The organism is Methylobacterium haplocladii (genome assembly GCF_007992175.1).
Classification (GTDB): Bacteria; Pseudomonadota; Alphaproteobacteria; order Rhizobiales; family Beijerinckiaceae; genus Methylobacterium; species Methylobacterium haplocladii.
Genome location: NZ_BJZT01000010.1, coordinates 18,530 through 34,403, shown reverse-complemented (window position 1 = coordinate 34,403; position 15,874 = coordinate 18,530). Strand labels below are relative to the sequence as shown.

The 15,874-nt window shown below is 70.8% G+C and carries 11 protein-coding genes; 4 read left to right on the top strand and 7 right to left on the bottom strand.

The window, feature by feature from the left end:
* The first annotated feature begins 43 nt into the window (after positions 1-43).
* The 3 genes from MHA02_RS05990 to MHA02_RS05980 all read left to right on the top strand — a co-directional run bounded on the left by MHA02_RS05990 (position 44) and on the right by MHA02_RS05980 (position 8,319).
* Complete coding sequence (locus MHA02_RS05990) at positions 44-5,356, top strand: alpha-2-macroglobulin family protein (protein WP_147077558.1); 5,313 nt, start codon at positions 44-46, stop codon at positions 5,354-5,356.
* 165 nt (positions 5,357-5,521) lie between these two features.
* Positions 5,522-7,651 (top strand): penicillin-binding protein 1C, encoded by a 2,130-nt coding sequence (gene pbpC / locus MHA02_RS05985; RefSeq protein WP_238180373.1) that lies wholly within the window; start codon positions 5,522-5,524, stop codon positions 7,649-7,651.
* 74 nt (positions 7,652-7,725) lie between these two features.
* On the top strand, positions 7,726-8,319 hold the full coding sequence (locus tag MHA02_RS05980) for a histidine phosphatase family protein (RefSeq protein WP_147077554.1): 594 nt from the start codon (positions 7,726-7,728) through the stop codon (positions 8,317-8,319).
* Between the two features lie 7 nt (positions 8,320-8,326).
* On the opposite strand, the gene MHA02_RS05975 is transcribed toward MHA02_RS05980, so the two are convergent.
* Positions 8,327-9,040: a hypothetical protein gene (locus MHA02_RS05975; RefSeq protein ID WP_147077552.1), complete on the bottom strand. Its 714-nt coding sequence runs from the start codon at positions 9,038-9,040 to the stop codon at positions 8,327-8,329.
* 360 nt (positions 9,041-9,400) lie between these two features.
* Between MHA02_RS05975 and MHA02_RS05970 the strand changes: the two genes are divergently transcribed.
* Complete coding sequence (locus tag MHA02_RS05970) at positions 9,401-10,555, top strand: hypothetical protein (RefSeq protein WP_147077551.1); 1,155 nt, start codon at positions 9,401-9,403, stop codon at positions 10,553-10,555.
* A 6-nt stretch (positions 10,556-10,561) separates the two neighbouring features.
* On the opposite strand, the gene MHA02_RS22045 is transcribed toward MHA02_RS05970, so the two are convergent.
* The 6 genes from MHA02_RS22045 to MHA02_RS05945 all read right to left on the bottom strand — a co-directional run bounded on the left by MHA02_RS22045 (position 10,562) and on the right by MHA02_RS05945 (position 15,860).
* On the bottom strand, positions 10,562-10,735 hold the full coding sequence (locus MHA02_RS22045; RefSeq protein WP_170249050.1) for a hypothetical protein: 174 nt from the start codon (positions 10,733-10,735) through the stop codon (positions 10,562-10,564).
* 78 nt (positions 10,736-10,813) lie between these two features.
* Complete coding sequence (locus tag MHA02_RS05965) at positions 10,814-11,053, bottom strand: hypothetical protein (protein WP_147077550.1); 240 nt, start codon at positions 11,051-11,053, stop codon at positions 10,814-10,816.
* 371 nt (positions 11,054-11,424) lie between these two features.
* A complete protein-coding gene (locus MHA02_RS05960) occupies positions 11,425-11,679 on the bottom strand; it encodes a hypothetical protein (RefSeq protein ID WP_147077549.1) in 255 nt (84 codons plus the stop codon).
* A 41-nt stretch (positions 11,680-11,720) separates the two neighbouring features.
* Complete coding sequence (locus MHA02_RS05955) at positions 11,721-12,431, bottom strand: response regulator (RefSeq protein WP_147077548.1); 711 nt, start codon at positions 12,429-12,431, stop codon at positions 11,721-11,723.
* Complete coding sequence (locus MHA02_RS05950) at positions 12,428-15,148, bottom strand: DUF4118 domain-containing protein (protein ID WP_147077547.1); 2,721 nt, start codon at positions 15,146-15,148, stop codon at positions 12,428-12,430. The genes MHA02_RS05955 and MHA02_RS05950 overlap by 4 nt, the downstream gene beginning before the upstream one ends.
* Before the next feature lie 106 nt (positions 15,149-15,254).
* Positions 15,255-15,860 (bottom strand): K(+)-transporting ATPase subunit C, encoded by a 606-nt coding sequence (locus MHA02_RS05945; RefSeq protein ID WP_147077546.1) that lies wholly within the window; start codon positions 15,858-15,860, stop codon positions 15,255-15,257.
* Positions 15,861-15,874 lie beyond the last annotated feature (14 nt).

The window sequence follows — 15,874 nt, the reverse complement described above, 5'->3', positions numbered from 1 at the left end:
CCGGCCCGCCGGTTCGGCGGCTCTGACGGGGTGGAACGTGCTGATGTCGCGAATGAACCTGTTGGGGCGCCGTCTCGGCGCGTGCGCGGTCCTCGCGCTTGTTGCCGCTCCGGCCTCGGCCCAGGCGCCGCGTCCTCCGGTTCCGGCCGCGCGAACCGCCACGGCTCCCGTTCCCAAATCCTATGTGAAGGAGCAGCTCGCCAGCCAGGGCGTGCGTCTCGAAAGCACACTCCGCAGCGAGGCTCCGGCGGGCGGCAAGACCGCCGCGCAGTGGCGCAAGGAGGCGGAGGCCGCGGCAGCCGACGAGTCCGAGAACGCCGACGCCGATGCGGAGATGAACGCCTATGCGGCGGCCGTCTCCGCCGATCCGTTCGACCCGCGCAACTGGCTCGGCTATGCCCGCACCGCCAACGCCGCGGGCGTCGACGAGGAAAACGGCGACTACGCCTCGCGCTCGAAGCTGAAGGAGCGTGCCCCGGCGGCCGCCTATCAGGCCTATCTCCGCGCGAAAAGCCCGGCGGACGAAGCCAAAGCCCTGTCCGACTTGGGCGATCTCTATGCCGCGCAGACCGAATGGCGGCCATCGCTCGACGCCTATCGCGCCAGCCTCGGCATCCGGGATGTTGCGGAGACCCGCGCGGCCTACGAAAAGCTGCGCGAAGAACACGGTTTTCGGATCACCGACTACAAGGTCGATTCGGACGCCGCCGCGCCGCGCGCCTGCTTCACCTTCTCGGAGCAACTCGCCCGCAAGACCGATTTTTCGCCGTTCGTCGCGGTCTCGGGCGCGGCCAATGCCGCGGTCACCGCCGAGGGCCAACAGGTCTGCGTCGACGGGCTCAAGCACGGCGAGCGCTACGCCTTCGTGGTGCGGCAGGGACTGCCGTCATCCGTCGGCGAAACACTGCTGAAATCAGCCGATTACGAGGTCTACGTCCGGGACCGCTCGCCGCAGGTGCGCTTCACCGGGCGCAACTACGTGCTGCCGCGGACCGGGCAATCCGGCGTGCCGCTGGTCTCGGTCAACGCCGCCAAAATCGACGTCGAGGTGCTGCGCATCGGCGACCGCGCGCTGCTGCCGGCGCTCCGCTCGGAGGAATTCCTGGGCCAGCTCAGCGGCTCGACGGCCAAGACCATCGCCGACGAGAAGGGCGTGCGGGTCTGGAAGGGCACGCTCGACACGGCCAAGGCCGAGGTCAACCGCGAGGCGATCACGGCATTTCCGGTGCTGGAGGCGGTCGGCAAGCTGGAGCCGGGGGTCTACCTCATGCTCGCGAAGCCCAGCGGCACCACCTCGCCGTCCGATGACGAGGGCGGCGGCTACGAGCAACAGGCGACGCAGTGGTTCGTGGTCTCGGATCTTGGCCTCACCGCCTTCAAGGGCCGCGACGGCGTCCACGTGCTGGCCCGTTCGCTCGCCTCGGCCGCGGCGGTCGCCAGCGCCGACATCCGGTTGATCGCCAGGAACAACGACGTGCTGGCCACCGCCAGGACCGACGCGAAGGGCCTCGCGAGCTTCCCGGCCGGCCTCGCACGCGGCGAGGGCGGATTGGCGCCGGGGATCGTGGTGGCGCAACTCGGCGACGATTACGGCTTCCTCGACCTCAACCAAGCCGCCTTCGACCTGTCCGACCGCGGCGTGAAGGGCCGCGCGGTGACGACCGGCGCCGAGGCATTCGTGTTTCCCGAGCGCGGGGTCTATCGCTCCGGCGAGACCGTGCAACTGACCGCGCTGCTGCGTGACCCACAGGGTGTCGCCATCGCCGGCCTGCCGCTGACGCTCGTGGTGAAGCGTCCCGACGGCGTCGAGTATCGCCGGGTTTCGGTGGCCGACGAGGGCCTCGGCGGCCGTTCGCTCTCCCTGCCGCTGATGGCGGGCGCCATGCGCGGGACATGGCGGGTCACCGCCTTCACTGACCCGAAGGCCCCGGCCGTCGGCGAGGCGAGCTGGCTCGTCGAGGATTACGTGCCCGAGCGGCTGGAGGTGAACCTCACGCCCGAGACGCCCGCCCTGAAGAAGGGCGAGGCGGCCAGGATCGACGTGGCGGCGCGCTACCTCTACGGCGCCCCAGGCTCGGGGCTGGAGGTTTCGGGCTCGGTCGCCGTGCAGGCGGCGACCGGCAGCGGCATCAAGGGCCTGGAGGGCTTCTCGATCGGTCTCGACGACGAGGCGGTGGAGGCGACGACGGCCGAGATCGGCGAGAAGGCGACGACGGACGCGCGCGGGCACGCCGTGGTGAGCGTCCCCGTGCAGGAGGTTGCGAGCCCGCGCCCGCTGGAGGCGAAGATCACGCTGAACGTCGGCGAGCCGGGTGGGCGGGCGCTGAGCCGCAGCGTCACCCTGCCGATCCTGCCGGCCGCGCCCGTGCTCGCCATCCGAAAGGGCTTCTCCGGCGACCTCGCCGAGGGCGCCCCCGCGAGCTTCGACGTGGTGATGGCAGCGCCCGACGGCCGTCGGCTCGCGCAGCCCGGCGTGAGCTGGTCCCTCGTCAAGGTCGAGAAGAACTACCAATGGTACCGCGAGGACGGCCGCTGGCAGTTCGAGCCCGTGAAATCGACCCGCAAGGCCGCCGACGGCCGCATCGACATCAGGGCGGACACGCCGGCCCGCATCACCGCGCCGGTGAGTTTCGGGAACTACCGGCTGGAGGCGACCGTCGCCGGTCAGCCGCTGGCGGCGGCGAGCGTGTCCTTCACCGTCGGCTGGGGCGGCGGCGAGAGCGCCGACGTGCCCGATCTGCTCGACCTCACCCTCGACAAGCCGGCCTACGCAGCCGGCGAGCGCCTGCGCGCGCGGCTCCAGCCGAAATTCGCCGGCACCGCGACGCTCGCCATCGTCGGCGACCGGCTGCACGAGGTGCTCGACGTCACGGTCGCGGAAGGCGGCTCGACGATCGAGATCCCGGTGAAGCCCGAGTGGGGCTCGGGCGCCTATCTCGTCGCCACCGCCTACCGCCCCCTCGACCAGGCCGCCAAGCGCATGCCGGGCCGGGCGCTCGGCCTGGCCTGGTTCTCCATCGACAGGGACAAGCGCGGTCTCTCGGTCGCGATCGGCGCGCCCGAAAAAACCCGGCCGCGCGAGACCCTGACGGTACCGGTGAAAATCGCCGGGCTTCAGGCCGGCGAGGAGGCGCGGGTGACGCTCGCTGCCGTCGACGTCGGCATCCTCAACCTCACCCGCTACGAGGCGCCGAACCCGTTCGCCTACTTCTTCGGCCAGAAGGCCCTCGGGCCGGAACTGCGCGACCTCTACGGCTACCTGATCGACGGCATGCAGGGCACGCTCGGCGCGATCCGCTCCGGCGGTGACGGCGGCGGCGGCGAACTCGCCGACACCCCGCCGACCCAGGCGCCGCTGGCGCTTTATTCGGGCGTGGTCACGGTCGGGCCCGACGGCACCGCGCAGGTGCCGCTCGCGCTGCCGGCCTTCAACGGCACCGCCCGGATCATGGCGACCGCCTGGACGAAGTCCCGTGTGGGTCAAGCCTCGGCCGACATGATCATCCGCGACCCGGTGGTGCTCACCGGCACGCTGCCGCGCTTCCTCAATGTCGGCGACCGCTCGCGCTTCTTCGTGGCGATCGACAACGTCGAGGGCGCAGCCGGTGACTACACCGTCGATCTCGATCTCACCGGACCCGTCGTGGTCGGCGGCGAGGCGGTGCATTCGACGATGACGCTGGCGGCCGGCGCCAAGGGCCAGCTCGTCATCCCGATCACGGCCGCCGGCCCCGGAATCGCCAAGCTCGACGTGAACCTGTCGGGCCCCGGTATCCAGGGCGTCGCCGGCCAGAGTTTTTCGTTGGCCATCGGTCCGGGCACGGGCGCGCTGGTGCGGCGGACCGTGCGGCCGCTGGAGCCGGGCGCCGGCCTCGAAATCACGAAAGAACTCCTGGCCGACATCCTGCCCGGCACCGGGTCCGTCTCGGTCTCGGCCAACCGGCTCGCCGGCATCGAGGTGCCGGCGCTGCTGCAGGCGCTCGACCGCTACCCCTATGGCTGCTCCGAGCAGACCGTGAGCCGCGCCCTGCCGCTGCTCTACGTCAACGCGCTCGCCGCCGCCGAGAAGCTCGGCCTCGACGGCAAGCTGGATGACCGGGTGCGCGAGGCGATCGAGCGCGTGCTGTCCCGCCAGGATTCGAGCGGCGCCTTCGGCCTGTGGTCGACGGAGAACGCCACCGACACCTGGCTCGACGCCTACGTGACCGACTTCCTCACCCGCGCCCGCGAGCGCGGCTTCGCGGTGCCTCAGGTCGCGTTCAACAACGCCCTCGACCGGCTGCGCAACACGGTCGCCAACGCCACCAAGGTCGAGAACGGCGGGATGGACCTCGCCTACGCGGCCTACGTGCTCGCCCGCAACGGCCGCCCGGTGATGGGCGACCTGCGCTACCTCGCTGACACCAAGCTCGCCGATTTCTCTACGCCCCTCGGCAAGGGCCAGCTTGCCGCCGCGCTGGCTTTGCTCGGGGACCGAGGGCGAGCGCAAAAAGCCTTCGATTCGGCGGTGAAGTCCCTGCAGACCGAGCGCGACAAGGGCGCCTACCGCACCGATTACGGCTCGCGCCTGCGCGACGGCGCCGGGCTGATCGCGCTGGCCGCCGAGACCGGCATGACCGGCGGCATGATCCAGCCGGTCTCGTCGATCCTCGGCGAGGAGCGCGCCAACGGGCGGCACACCAGCACCCAGGAGAACGCTTGGATGGTGCTCGCTGCCGAGAGCCTGTCGAAGGAGCCGGACGCCCTCGCGCTCAGCGTCGATGGAACGGTCTCCAAGGGACCCCTCGCCCGCCTGTTCAAGGCCCCGGCCCTCGACGCGAAGCCGGTGCGGATCGGCAACGAGGGCCGCGAGCCGGTGCAGCTCGTCGTCGGCGTCTCGGGCAACCCGATCGCGCCGGAGCCGGCGGAATCGCGCGGCTACACGGTGGAGCGCGGCTATTACCGGCTCGACGGCAGCGCGGTGGATGCCACCAAGCCGCTCCGCCAGAACGACCGCCTCGTCGTCGTGCTCAAGGTGACGGAGGCCAAGGCCAGTTCCGGCCGCCTGCTCCTCGTCGACCGCCTGCCCGCGGGTCTCGAGATCGACAACCCGAAGCTCCTCGACGCGGACGCGCTCACGGGCCTCGCCTTTGCCAAGAGCGACGTGCAGCCGAACCACACCGAGTTCCGCGACGATCGCTTCGTGGCCGCCTACGAGCGCGGCCCCGACCAATCCGCCTTCTTCTCGGCGGCCTACACGGTGCGCGTGGTCTCGCCCGGGACCTACGTGCATCCCGGCGCCACCATCGAGGACATGTACCGCCCCGAGCGCTTCGGACGCACGGCGTTCGGATCGATCGAGGTGGTGGCGAAGTAGGTGGGCGGGCGCGACGCCCGTAGCCCTCCCCCCTCTGCGGGGGAGGGTGCCCGCGGAGCGGGCGGGAGAGGGGAGCGACGCTTCCGGACAGGGCGCTCCCCTCTCCCGACCCTCGCTGACGCGAGGGCCACCCTCCCCCGCAGACGGGGGAGGGTTTTGGCGGCGGTGACTACAGCGCTCTGTTTCGCCGTCGCCCTCCCTTCGCTCGCCCTCTGGCACTTCGCCGCCACGCTCCCACCCCTCGACCTCACCCAGGCCTCCCTTCGCTCGACCGTCATCCTCGACCGAGACGGCCAGCTCCTGCGCCCCTTCGCCACCGCCGACGGTCGCTGGCGGCTGCCCGCGAATGCGGGCGACGTCGATCCGCGCTACCTCGCCATGCTCAAGGCCTACGAGGACCGCCGCTTCGACGACCATCCCGGCATCGACCCGGCCGCGACGCTTCGCGCCGCGTCGCAATGGCTCCGCCACCGAAAGATCGTCTCGGGCGGCTCGACGCTGTCGATGCAGGTCGCCCGGCTCGTCGAGCCCCGCTCCGAACGCTCGCTCGCGCAGAAGCTCCGGCAGATGGTGCGCGCGGTGGAACTCGAGCGCCGCCTCGGCAAGGCCGGCGTGCTCGACCTCTACCTGCAGCTCGCCCCCTATGGCGGCCCGGTGGAGGGCGTGCGGGCGGCAAGCCTCGCCTATCTCGGGCGCGAGCCGGCACGGCTGTCCATCGCCGAGAGTGCGCTGCTCGTCGCCCTGCCGCAGGCGCCGGAGGCGCGGCGACCGGACCGGTTTCCGGCGCAAGCCCGGCGCGCTCGAGACCGGGTGCTCGACATTGCGGTCGAGCGCGGCGTCATCGGCCGGGAGGAAGCCGAGACGGCCAAGGCCGAGCCGGTCCCCCGATCGCGAAAGACCTTCCCGATGCTGGCGGCCCATGCGGCCGAACAGGCGGTTGCCGCCGATCCGGTGGCGCGGGTTCAGCGGCTAACCCTCGACAAACGCCTGCAGGCGAGCCTCGAGACCCTGGCCGCCGAGCGCGCCACCGCCATCGGCCCGGCGCTCTCGGCGGCGATCCTGGCGATCGACAACCGCACCGGCGCGGTGCTCGCCCATGTCGGCAGCGCCGGCTATCTCGATGCGGCGCGCGCCGGCGCGGTCGACGCGACGCAGGCCGTGCGCTCGCCGGGCTCGGCGCTGAAGCCGTTCGTCTACGCGCTGGCTTTCGAGAACGGCGTCGCCCATCCCGAGACTCTGCTCGACGACCGTCCGGTGCGCTTCGCCGCCGCCTATGCCCCCGAAAACTTCGACCTCGGCTTCCACGGCACGGTGACCGCCCGCGCCGCCCTGCAACAATCGCTCAACGTGCCGGCGGTCGACCTGCTCGACGCGGTCGGCGCGGCCCGCTTCATCGCCCGCCTGCGCGGCGCGGGCGCGCAGATCCTGTTGCCGCGCGATACCGCGCCGGGCCTGCCGGTGGCGCTGGGCGGGCTCGGCATCACGCTCACCGACCTCGCGCGGCTCTATGCGGGGCTGGCGCGGGGTGGGGCGGTGCCGGATCTGGTGCGGCGGGTGCCGTCCCGTCCCGTCATTGCGAGCGGAGCGAGGCAATCCAGTGCCACATGCGCGACGGTCGACGCGTCGGCCCTGAATTGCTTCGCTCCGCTCGCAATGACGGAACGCACCATCGCCGACCCAGTCTCGGCTTGGTACGTCGCCGACATCCTGCGCGGCGCGCCTCCCCCAGAGAACGCGCTTTCAGGCCGGATCGCCTTCAAGACCGGCACCTCCTACGGCTATCGCGATGCCTGGGCGGTGGGCTTCGACCGGCGGGTGACCATCGCCGTCTGGATCGGCCGGCCGGACGGGGCCTCGGTGCCCGGCCTCGTTGGCCGTGTCTCGGCTGCGCCGGTCTTATTCGACGCCTTTTCGCGGTTCGGCGGCGAGCCGGAAACCCTGCCGCGCCCGCAAGACGCCCTCGTCGTTGCCACCGCCGGCCTGCCGCCGCCCCTGCGCCACATCCGCCGCGACGCGCCCAAGACGCTCGAAGCCACCCTCGGCGTACCGCTCAGGATCGCCTACCCGCCGGACGGCGCACGGGTCGATCTCGGCCTCAGCGAGGGTGCGCGGGCACAGCTCGCCCTCAAGGCGCTGGGCGGCCAGCCGCCGCTGACCTGGATGGTCGACGGCCTGCCCGTAGCGGAAGGCATGCGCCGGCAATCGGCGTGGAGCCCCGAGGGGGCGGGCTTCGCACGCATCTCGGTGCTGGACGCCTCGGGCGCCAGCGACAGCGTGGTGGTGCGGATCGAGTAGTTTTTGGTGGTGCGCGACACTGGGCTGCACCGGCGCGGCTGGCTCGCCGACCGCGCCGCCCGTACATGCAGGGCATGAGCCCGACCCGCATCGTTTGCATCCGCCACGGCGAATCCACCTTCAACGCGCATCACCGGGCCACCGGCCGCGACCCCGGCCATATCGATGCGCGGCTGTCGGAACTGGGCCACCGGCAGGCCGCCGAGGCCAGGACGGCTCTTCAGGCAATTCCGTTCGATCTCGTGGTGACCTCGCCCCTGACGCGGGCGCTGCAGACCACCGCCGGGATCTTTTCCGGGCACCCGTCGAAGCCGCGGATGCTGGTCGAGGTGCTGCACCGGGAGTGCCAGGAAAGCTCCTGCGACGTCGGCCGCGCGACCTCGATGCTGGCCGAGGAGTTTCCAGAGTTCGACGTCGGCCATCTGCCCGAGATCTGGTGGCACGCCGAGGACGCGATTCAGGCCGAGGGCTTTCCGACCGAGCCGCGCGACCTGTTCGACGCGCGCGTCGCCGGCTTCCGCGACTGGCTGCGGGCGCGGCCGGAGAAAACCATCGCCGTCGTCGGGCACTCGACCTTCTTCTATCACCTCACCGGGCGCTGGCTCGCCAACTGCGAGGCGATGGATCTCGATCTCACGGTGGAACCGCGTTTGCGCGCGTTCGGTTGAGAGCGGGTCACGCGGCGGCGCGAGCGGCGTCGAGACGGTCCCTGGCGCGGAGAAGGTCGATCTCGGGCGCCTGACGGCCGATCGCAAGAGCCTCGTCGAGAAGACCCACGGCCGTCGGCCAGATGCCATCGACGAAGGGCGCGGCGCCTTCCGCGACTTCCGCCGCGCAGCGTGCGTCTCCGAACGCTTTCACGGCGGCTGTGGCCGTCCGCGCGACGGCGGCGAGCCGCGCGCCCTGCACCCAGGCCCGCCGGCTGGAGGCGGCCTGGGCCAGGACGGCACCCTGGCTCTCGGCCGTGCGCGCCGCCGCCAGGGCCTCGGCCGTTCCCGATGAAGCCTCGCAGCGGACGGCGAGCGCAGGCAGTCCGGCCCGATCGAGCAACGGCGGCAGGATGCGGCGCACGCTCTCGACGGCGAGGAAGGTCGTTCGCGATGCCTCGATCCCGGGCGCGTCGGCCGTGCCGGAGAGACGCAGCACGAAGGCCATCAGCCTCGGCCGCTCGCCCTCCGGCATCGCGTCGTTCAAGCCGAGCGCATAGGCCGCCAGAGGGCGCGAAAAGCAGGGCGGACAGTCCTCGGTGGCCGTGATCGCCTTGTAGGGGAGCCCGGCCGCGACGATCGCCGCCTCGTTGATGCAGGTGCCCCCATCCGGCCCCGGGAAGGCATGCGAGCCGGCGAGCAGCCGCCAATTCAGGATGTGGTCGAAGGGGCCTGCGGTCACGGGCGTTCCTCTCGGGATCCGCCGAGAGACTGACAGCAGCGAGGATGTTTGGCGAGAGCGTCCGACGCCCGCCGCGATCGGCGCTGGGCAGGAAGGGCCTGTGCGGTTCGGTCCCGACCGCCTTCGCCGGCAGCCGGGTGGCGCGTTCGACCGCTTGCAGGGGGAGCCCGGCGCCGGCTTCGGCTCAGGGGGTGCCGCCGCAGAACGCCGCGCGACGTGGCTTCCTTCGTCCGGCGCCGGACGCAGACCCGAGTTCCGTTGCGAGCCGGCAAGCGCCGAGGATAGGATCGTCGGCGGCACGACCGGCATCGCCGAGAAAGGCCATCGGTCGGGTCGCGTCAGGTCATCCGGGTTTCATCAATGCTGTCGGCGGGGATCGAGGACGTATCGAAGACGGAAGACCGGCCCGATACGGACACCGCCGCCGCGATCAAGCAGATGATGCTGCAGTTCCAGGGCATCGGCGACAATTGCGAGTTCGGCCTCGTGCAGCGCTTCTGCGGCGCCGAGCCGCTCGGTCTGTTTCGGTTCAGCAGCGGCAGCATTCCCAATCTCGTCGAAGCGTTGGACAGTGATTTTCGATGGCTGGGATCGCCGGGGGACCTGGATATCTTTGCCGGACATGGCGACTGGCTCTGGTGCAGGAGCCTTCGGTACGCGTTCACCTACAACACCAACCATCGCGTCGGCGCGATCACGCAGGACGACCTGACCCGGAGCGAATACAAACGGATCGGGTACCTCAAGAGACGCCTGCTCGAAGACTTGGCCGAGGGTACACGGATCTTCGTGCGGAAGGGCCTTCCGGACGAGTCCTTCGACGCCTTCATGAGTCTCGCCACCGCGATCCGGCGGCACGGCCCTTCCGTCGTTCTCCGCGTCGAGGAGACGGCGGATCCAGCCCGCGTCGGCAGCGTCGCGTGGCGATCGCCCGGCATTCTGCAGGGCTATGTACGTCGGTTCTCGCCCTACGAAGGCGGCATGCGGATCGATCTGGAACCCTGGGTCGAGCTCTGCCGGAATGCGTATGGCCTCGCCACAGGCGGCCGGCCGGCTCCGGCGCGAACATCGATCTCGGCCCCGATCCGCTTGCCGGACAAGACGGATCGCCACGTCACGCGGCGCTCGCCCGATCGCTTCACCCCGTTCTCGATCGACATCGATCCCAAAACCATCGTGCCGGAGGCGATCACCGTCTTCTCGGCCTGGATCTGGATCCCGAGCGGATTTCAGGCCGATCAGGTTTTCGGGCTCGTCAAAGCCTCGGACGTCTACCAGCGGCTGGCCCATCGGGACGCCGATCTCGGCCTTTGCGACGCGTGGCAGCGGATCTGGATCTCGGCCCGGATCCCGTCCGGGTGTTCCCGGCTCGTGGTCGGTCTCGGCGTGACGGGCGACCCGGGCCAGCGCTTCTGGTCGACGGATTGGCGCCTCGGCGAAGGCCCGGTTCCGCCGCCGGCGCCGCCGCCGTCGGTGACGATCCGGCGGGGCATCCTGGACTGGCTCGGGCGCTGACGGGCGTCAGCCCTGCTCGTCGGGTCCCGTCGAACTCGGCTCGATCTCGTCGGCGGTGTAGCCCTCCAGCCAGTCGAGGCTCGCTTGCGAGCCGGCTGGATGAGGGTTGTCGGTGTCCGGCTTGTTCGCGGCCTTGGCCGCCTTGCCTTCGTCGTAGATCGCTTGGGATGAGACGGCCATGGCGATGTCCTCCTGTTGTGGAGGACAAACGCCGGGCGCCGGGCCGGTTCCGGATAGCCCGGAACGCCAAGTCTCCGGCTACAGGGGTACGCGGCCGCGCCGCTCGCGGGCATCGTCATCGAGCGCGGGAATGCCGGCGAGCACGCGCAGGGGATAGGTGTGCAGGATCCGGCCCCTGTAAGGGCGAGCCTCGCAGCCGATGCAGAAAGCCAGGGACCAGCGCGTCATCAGGGCGCGATAGCCGGTATTGATGGCGTCCTGCCGTTTGCGGCCTTCGCGCGCGGCAGCCCTGATCTCGGCGGCTCTTTCGTCGCTCACCGCCTCGCGTTGCTCCTGCGTAACGGAGGATGGCGGTTTGCCGTCCTGCGCGAGGCAGGGCCCGGCCGCCCCGACAAGGATGAGCACGACGCCGACCGAATTTCGCATTGGATGCTCCTGAACTGTTCAGTGAGCATTCCCCCATTCGGATGAGTACGGTCGCGAGAATTGTAAAGTTTCAAATAGTCGGGACGATTTTTGGGTACGCCGCGAATGTCCACAATGTTCGTACGCGGATATCGCATCCCACGGCCGCCCATTCTCGACGACGCGGATGCCGAAAGATCGATCGAAGAAGCGCAGCGAGCTCCCGAGGATCTGCGGTTGGCCGATAGGTCCGGCCCCACGAAATCGCCGGGCGGAGACGGCTGCTACTGCGGACCCGTGAACGCAGCCGGAAGCTCCGCAGGCAGCGCATCCTTGATGCAGGTGCCGACGCGTTTCGCCACGGCGCGCGACGGAAAGATTGCGTGCGACCCATCGATGGGCGATTCGCCGATGCCCCGATAGATCGTCCAGGCCCAAAGCCGGTCGCCTCGGCTGGCCTGCACAACCTCGACGCGCAGATGCGGAGGTGATTGCGTGATCATCCGAACGCTATCGCATGCGCGGACGAAATCACCCATGCGGCCGATGGACCGTGGGGCCTGCGCCGAACGCCGGGCACTCAAGCGGAAGACGTCGCCGGCGGATCGTCCGGCGCCTTCAGCCGGTAGCCGACCCCCGTTTCGGTGAGCAGGATGCGCGGCCGTTCCGGGTCGGCCTCCAGCTTCTGGCGGAGTTGGCGCATGTAGACCCGCAGGTATTGCGGATCTGACGAGGTCGAGACCCGGCTGAGCAGTTGGGAATGGGTCAGCACCTTGCCGGCATGCTGCACCAGGATGCGCAGGAAGTCGTATTCGCGCGGCGTCAGCTTCACCTCCGCATCGTTCACCCGCACGATCCGGCGCACGAGATCGACGGTGAGGCCGTCGACCTTGAAGATCGCGCGCTCGCCTTGCGTCGCGAGCTGGTGACGGAGCGCAGCCCGCAGGCGCGCCAGCAGCTCGGCCATGCCGAAGGGTTTCGTGACGTAGTCGTCGGCGCCGAGATCGAGCGCCTGGACCTTGCCCGGCTCGTCGTCGCGGCTCGACAGCACCACCACCGGCAGGTCGGGCTTTCGCTCGCGGATGGCACGGAGAAGATCGTGGCCGCGCATGTCGGGCAGGCCGAGATCGAGGATGACGAGATCGACCGTCTCGGCCGCCAGCGCGTCGAGCGCGGCCTTGGCCGTCCCGGCCTCGAGCATGGCGTAGCCCTGCGTCGCCAGCCCCATGCGCAGGAGTTTTCGGATCGGAGGCTCGTCGTCGATGACGAGGATCGTGGCGGTGGCTGTCATGCTGCGATGTCCGAGGCAGTCCGCCCGGCCGCCGGGACCGGCAGTGTCAAGGAAAACACCGCGCCGCTGCGGTCGCGGCGATTGGCGGCAGTGAGGCGGCCGGCCATGGCTTCGACGAATCCGCGGGCGATGGCGAGGCCGAGGCCGGTGCCGGCGCGGACCCGGTCGCCCTTCCGCGCCCGGTAGAACTTTTCGAAGATCCTTTCGGAATCTTCCTCGGGCAGGCCGTCGCCCTCGTCGAGGAGGTCGATGCGGAGCACCGCGCCGTCGCGGCGGGCGCGCACCGTCACGGTCGAGCCTTCGGGGGCGTATTTCGCGGCGTTGTCGAGGAGGTTCACCAGCACCTGCTCGAACAGCACCGGGTCGAGGGCGACCGGCGGCAGTTCGGGCGCGAGGTCGACGGCGATGCGGTGACCGCACAGGATCTTGTCCGTGCGCCGGAGGGCCGTGGCGATGGTCTCGGCGACGTCCTGGCGCGAGAGGTTCGGGGCCACGGCGCCGGCCTCCAGCCGCGTCATGTCGAGCAAGTTGGCGATGAAGCGGTTGAGCCGCTCCGATTCCGTGACGATGGTCGCCAGCAGATCGGCCTTCGAATCGCGCGGCAGGGCCTCGTCGAGGTCGCGCAGGGTCGTGGCCGCGCCGAGCACGGAGGCGAGCGGCGTGCGCAGGTCGTGCGAGATCGAGGTCAGCAGCGCCTGGCGCAACCGGTCGGTCTCGGCCGCGCGCTCGGCCCGGTCGAGGTCTTCGACGAGCCGAACCCGCTCGATGGCGAGCGCCCCCATGTCGGTCAACGCATCGAGCAGCCGGCGGCCCTCCGGCGTCAGCAACGAACCCGGGGCGTCCGAATCGAGGCCGATCACGCCGAGCGTGCCGCGCCCGGTGCGCATCGGCAGGAAGAGCCGCCGGGCGCCGGGCAGGGTGTCGGCGCCGCGGCCCGCGGGCCGATCGTTGTCGAAGGCCCAACGCGCGGCGGCGAGGTCGGCTTCGTCGAGACGGTCCTCGGGTGGGTAGCCGGCGCGCACCGCCACGGTTCCGTCCTCCGGCAGCACCAGCACGACGCGCACGCGCAGCATCGCGGCGACCTGGGCGGCGGTGGCCCAGAGCACGTCGTCGAGAGTGCCGCAGCCGGAGAGCTTGCGGCTGAAGCCGTAGAGCCGCTCGGTCGCCAGCGCCCGCGCCTGCGAGACCACCGCCTGCCGGCGGGCGCGTGCGGCGAGGTTCGAGACCAGCACGGCGACGAGCGTGAACAGCAGGAAGGCGGCGATGTTGGTCGGGTCGGCGATGGTGAAGGTGTAGAGCGGCGGCAGGAAGAAGAAGTTGTAGGCGAGCGAGGCCGAGACCACCGACGCGAGCGACGGCCCGAGCCCGAGCCGCACGGCCACCGCCACGACCGCGGTGAGCAGGATGAGATCGGCGTTCTCGATGCCGAGCAGCGGCTGCAGGAGCAGCGCGACCCCGAGGGCCGCGCTCGAGGCGAGCAGTGCGAGGGCATAGGGCAGCGGCGCCCAGGCGGCGCCGGCCGGCGCGGTGGCGACGCCGCGGCGCGGCGCCGGATCGGCCTGCCCCGCCTCCCCGCTGATGACGTGGACGCTGATGCTGCCGCTGCCGCGCACGAGTTCGTGGACGATCGAGCCGTTGATGAGTTCGAACAGCCGCGAGCGCTCCGACTTGCCGACCACGATGTGGATCGTGTTGGAGGCGCGGGCATGGGCCAGGATGTCCTCGGCGATGCGCCGGCCACCGGGCAGCGTCACCGGCTCGCCGCCGAGCCGGTCGGCCAGCCGCAGGGCCTCGGCGATGCGGTCGCGCGCCGCCTCGCTCAACGATGCGCTGCGCGGGCCCTCGACGGTGAGCGCGGTCCAGGGCGCGTGCAGCCGGTCGGCGAGGCGCTTGGCGTAGCGCACGAGGCCCGGCGCGCGCGGATCCTCGCTGACGCAGACCAGCACGCGCTCCCCCGCCCCCCAGGGGCCGGAGATTGCGTTGGCCCGCATGTGGCTCAGGAGTTCATCGTCGACCCGGTCGGCGGTGCGGCGTAGCGCCAGCTCGCGCAGAGCCGTGAGATTGCCCCGCGAGAAGTAGTGCAGCAGCGCCCGCTCGGCGTTCTGCGGTACGTAGACCTTGCCGTCCCTGAGCCGCTGGATCAGGTCGTCGGGGTTGAGGTCCACCACCTCGATGTCGTCGGCCCGGTCGAGGATGCCGTCGGGCACGGTTTCGCGCACGCGGATGCGGGTGATCTGCGCCACCACGTCGTTGAGGCTGTCGACGTGCTGGATGTTCAGCGTGGTGTGGACGTCGATGCCGGCATCCAGGAGCTCTTCGACATCCTGAAAGCGCTTGGGGTGGCGGCTGCCGGGCGCGTTGGTGTGGGCGAGCTCGTCGACGAGCGCCAGGGCCGGGCGGCGGGCGAGCAGCGCGTCGAGGTCCATCTCCTCGAGCTCTGTGCCGTGATAGGCGATCCGCCGCCGCGGCAGCACGTCCAAGCCCTCGACCAGGGCCTCGGTCTCGGCCCGGCCGTGCGTCTCGACGATCCCCACCACCACGTCTGTGCCGGCCTTGGCCCGGGCACGGCCGACGGTGAGCATCTCGTAGGTCTTGCCGACGCCCGGCGCCGCGCCGAGGAAAATCTTCAGCCGGCCGCGCGGGCTCTCCTCTCGGCGCGCCGCATCGAGCAGCGCGTCGGGCGAGGGGCGGCTGGGGTCTCTCCGCTCGTCCGGCATGGGGTCATCTTATATCAGTTGCCTTCGACCGTGACCGGTCGAAGGCGTCCGCCGCACGCGCGGCGGCGCGCAGTCGCGCGCGCCGACTGTCGTCGGAATCGGCAGCTTATTTCCGGACGAGGTCGTCCAGCGCCAGATTGAGCGCCAGCACGTTGACCCGCGGTTCGCCCAGAAGCCCGAGCCAGCGGCCCTGGATCCGACCGGCGACGAGGTCTGCGAGCTTTTCGTCCGACAGGCCGCGCGCCTTCGCCACCCGCGGGATCTGGAAGCGGGCCGCCTCCGGCGAGATGTCGGGATCGAGGCCCGAGCCGCTGGTGGTGACGAGATCGGTCGGCACCGGCTGCCCGGGGTTCTCGGCCTCCAGCGCCGCGACGTCGGTCCTGAGGCGTTCACTCAGAGCGGCGCTGGTCGGCCCGAGATTGGCGCCGCCGGAATTCGCGGCGTTGTAGGGCGCCGGAACGGTCTTCGCCGCATCCGCCGGATCGGGCGCCACCGTCGCCGAGGGGCGGCCGTGGAAGTAGCGCGCGCTGGTAAAGCTTTGGCCGATCAGACCGGAGCCGATCGTCGTGCCGTCACGCTGGATCAGACTGCCGGCAGCTTTTTCAGGAAGGAGCACCCCGGCGATCCCGGTGATCGCGAGGGGATAAGCGAGCCCGGTGGTCAGCGTCAGCGCGAGGAAAAGCACGAGGGCGGGGCGAAGTTGGGAGAGCATGGCGGGACTCGATG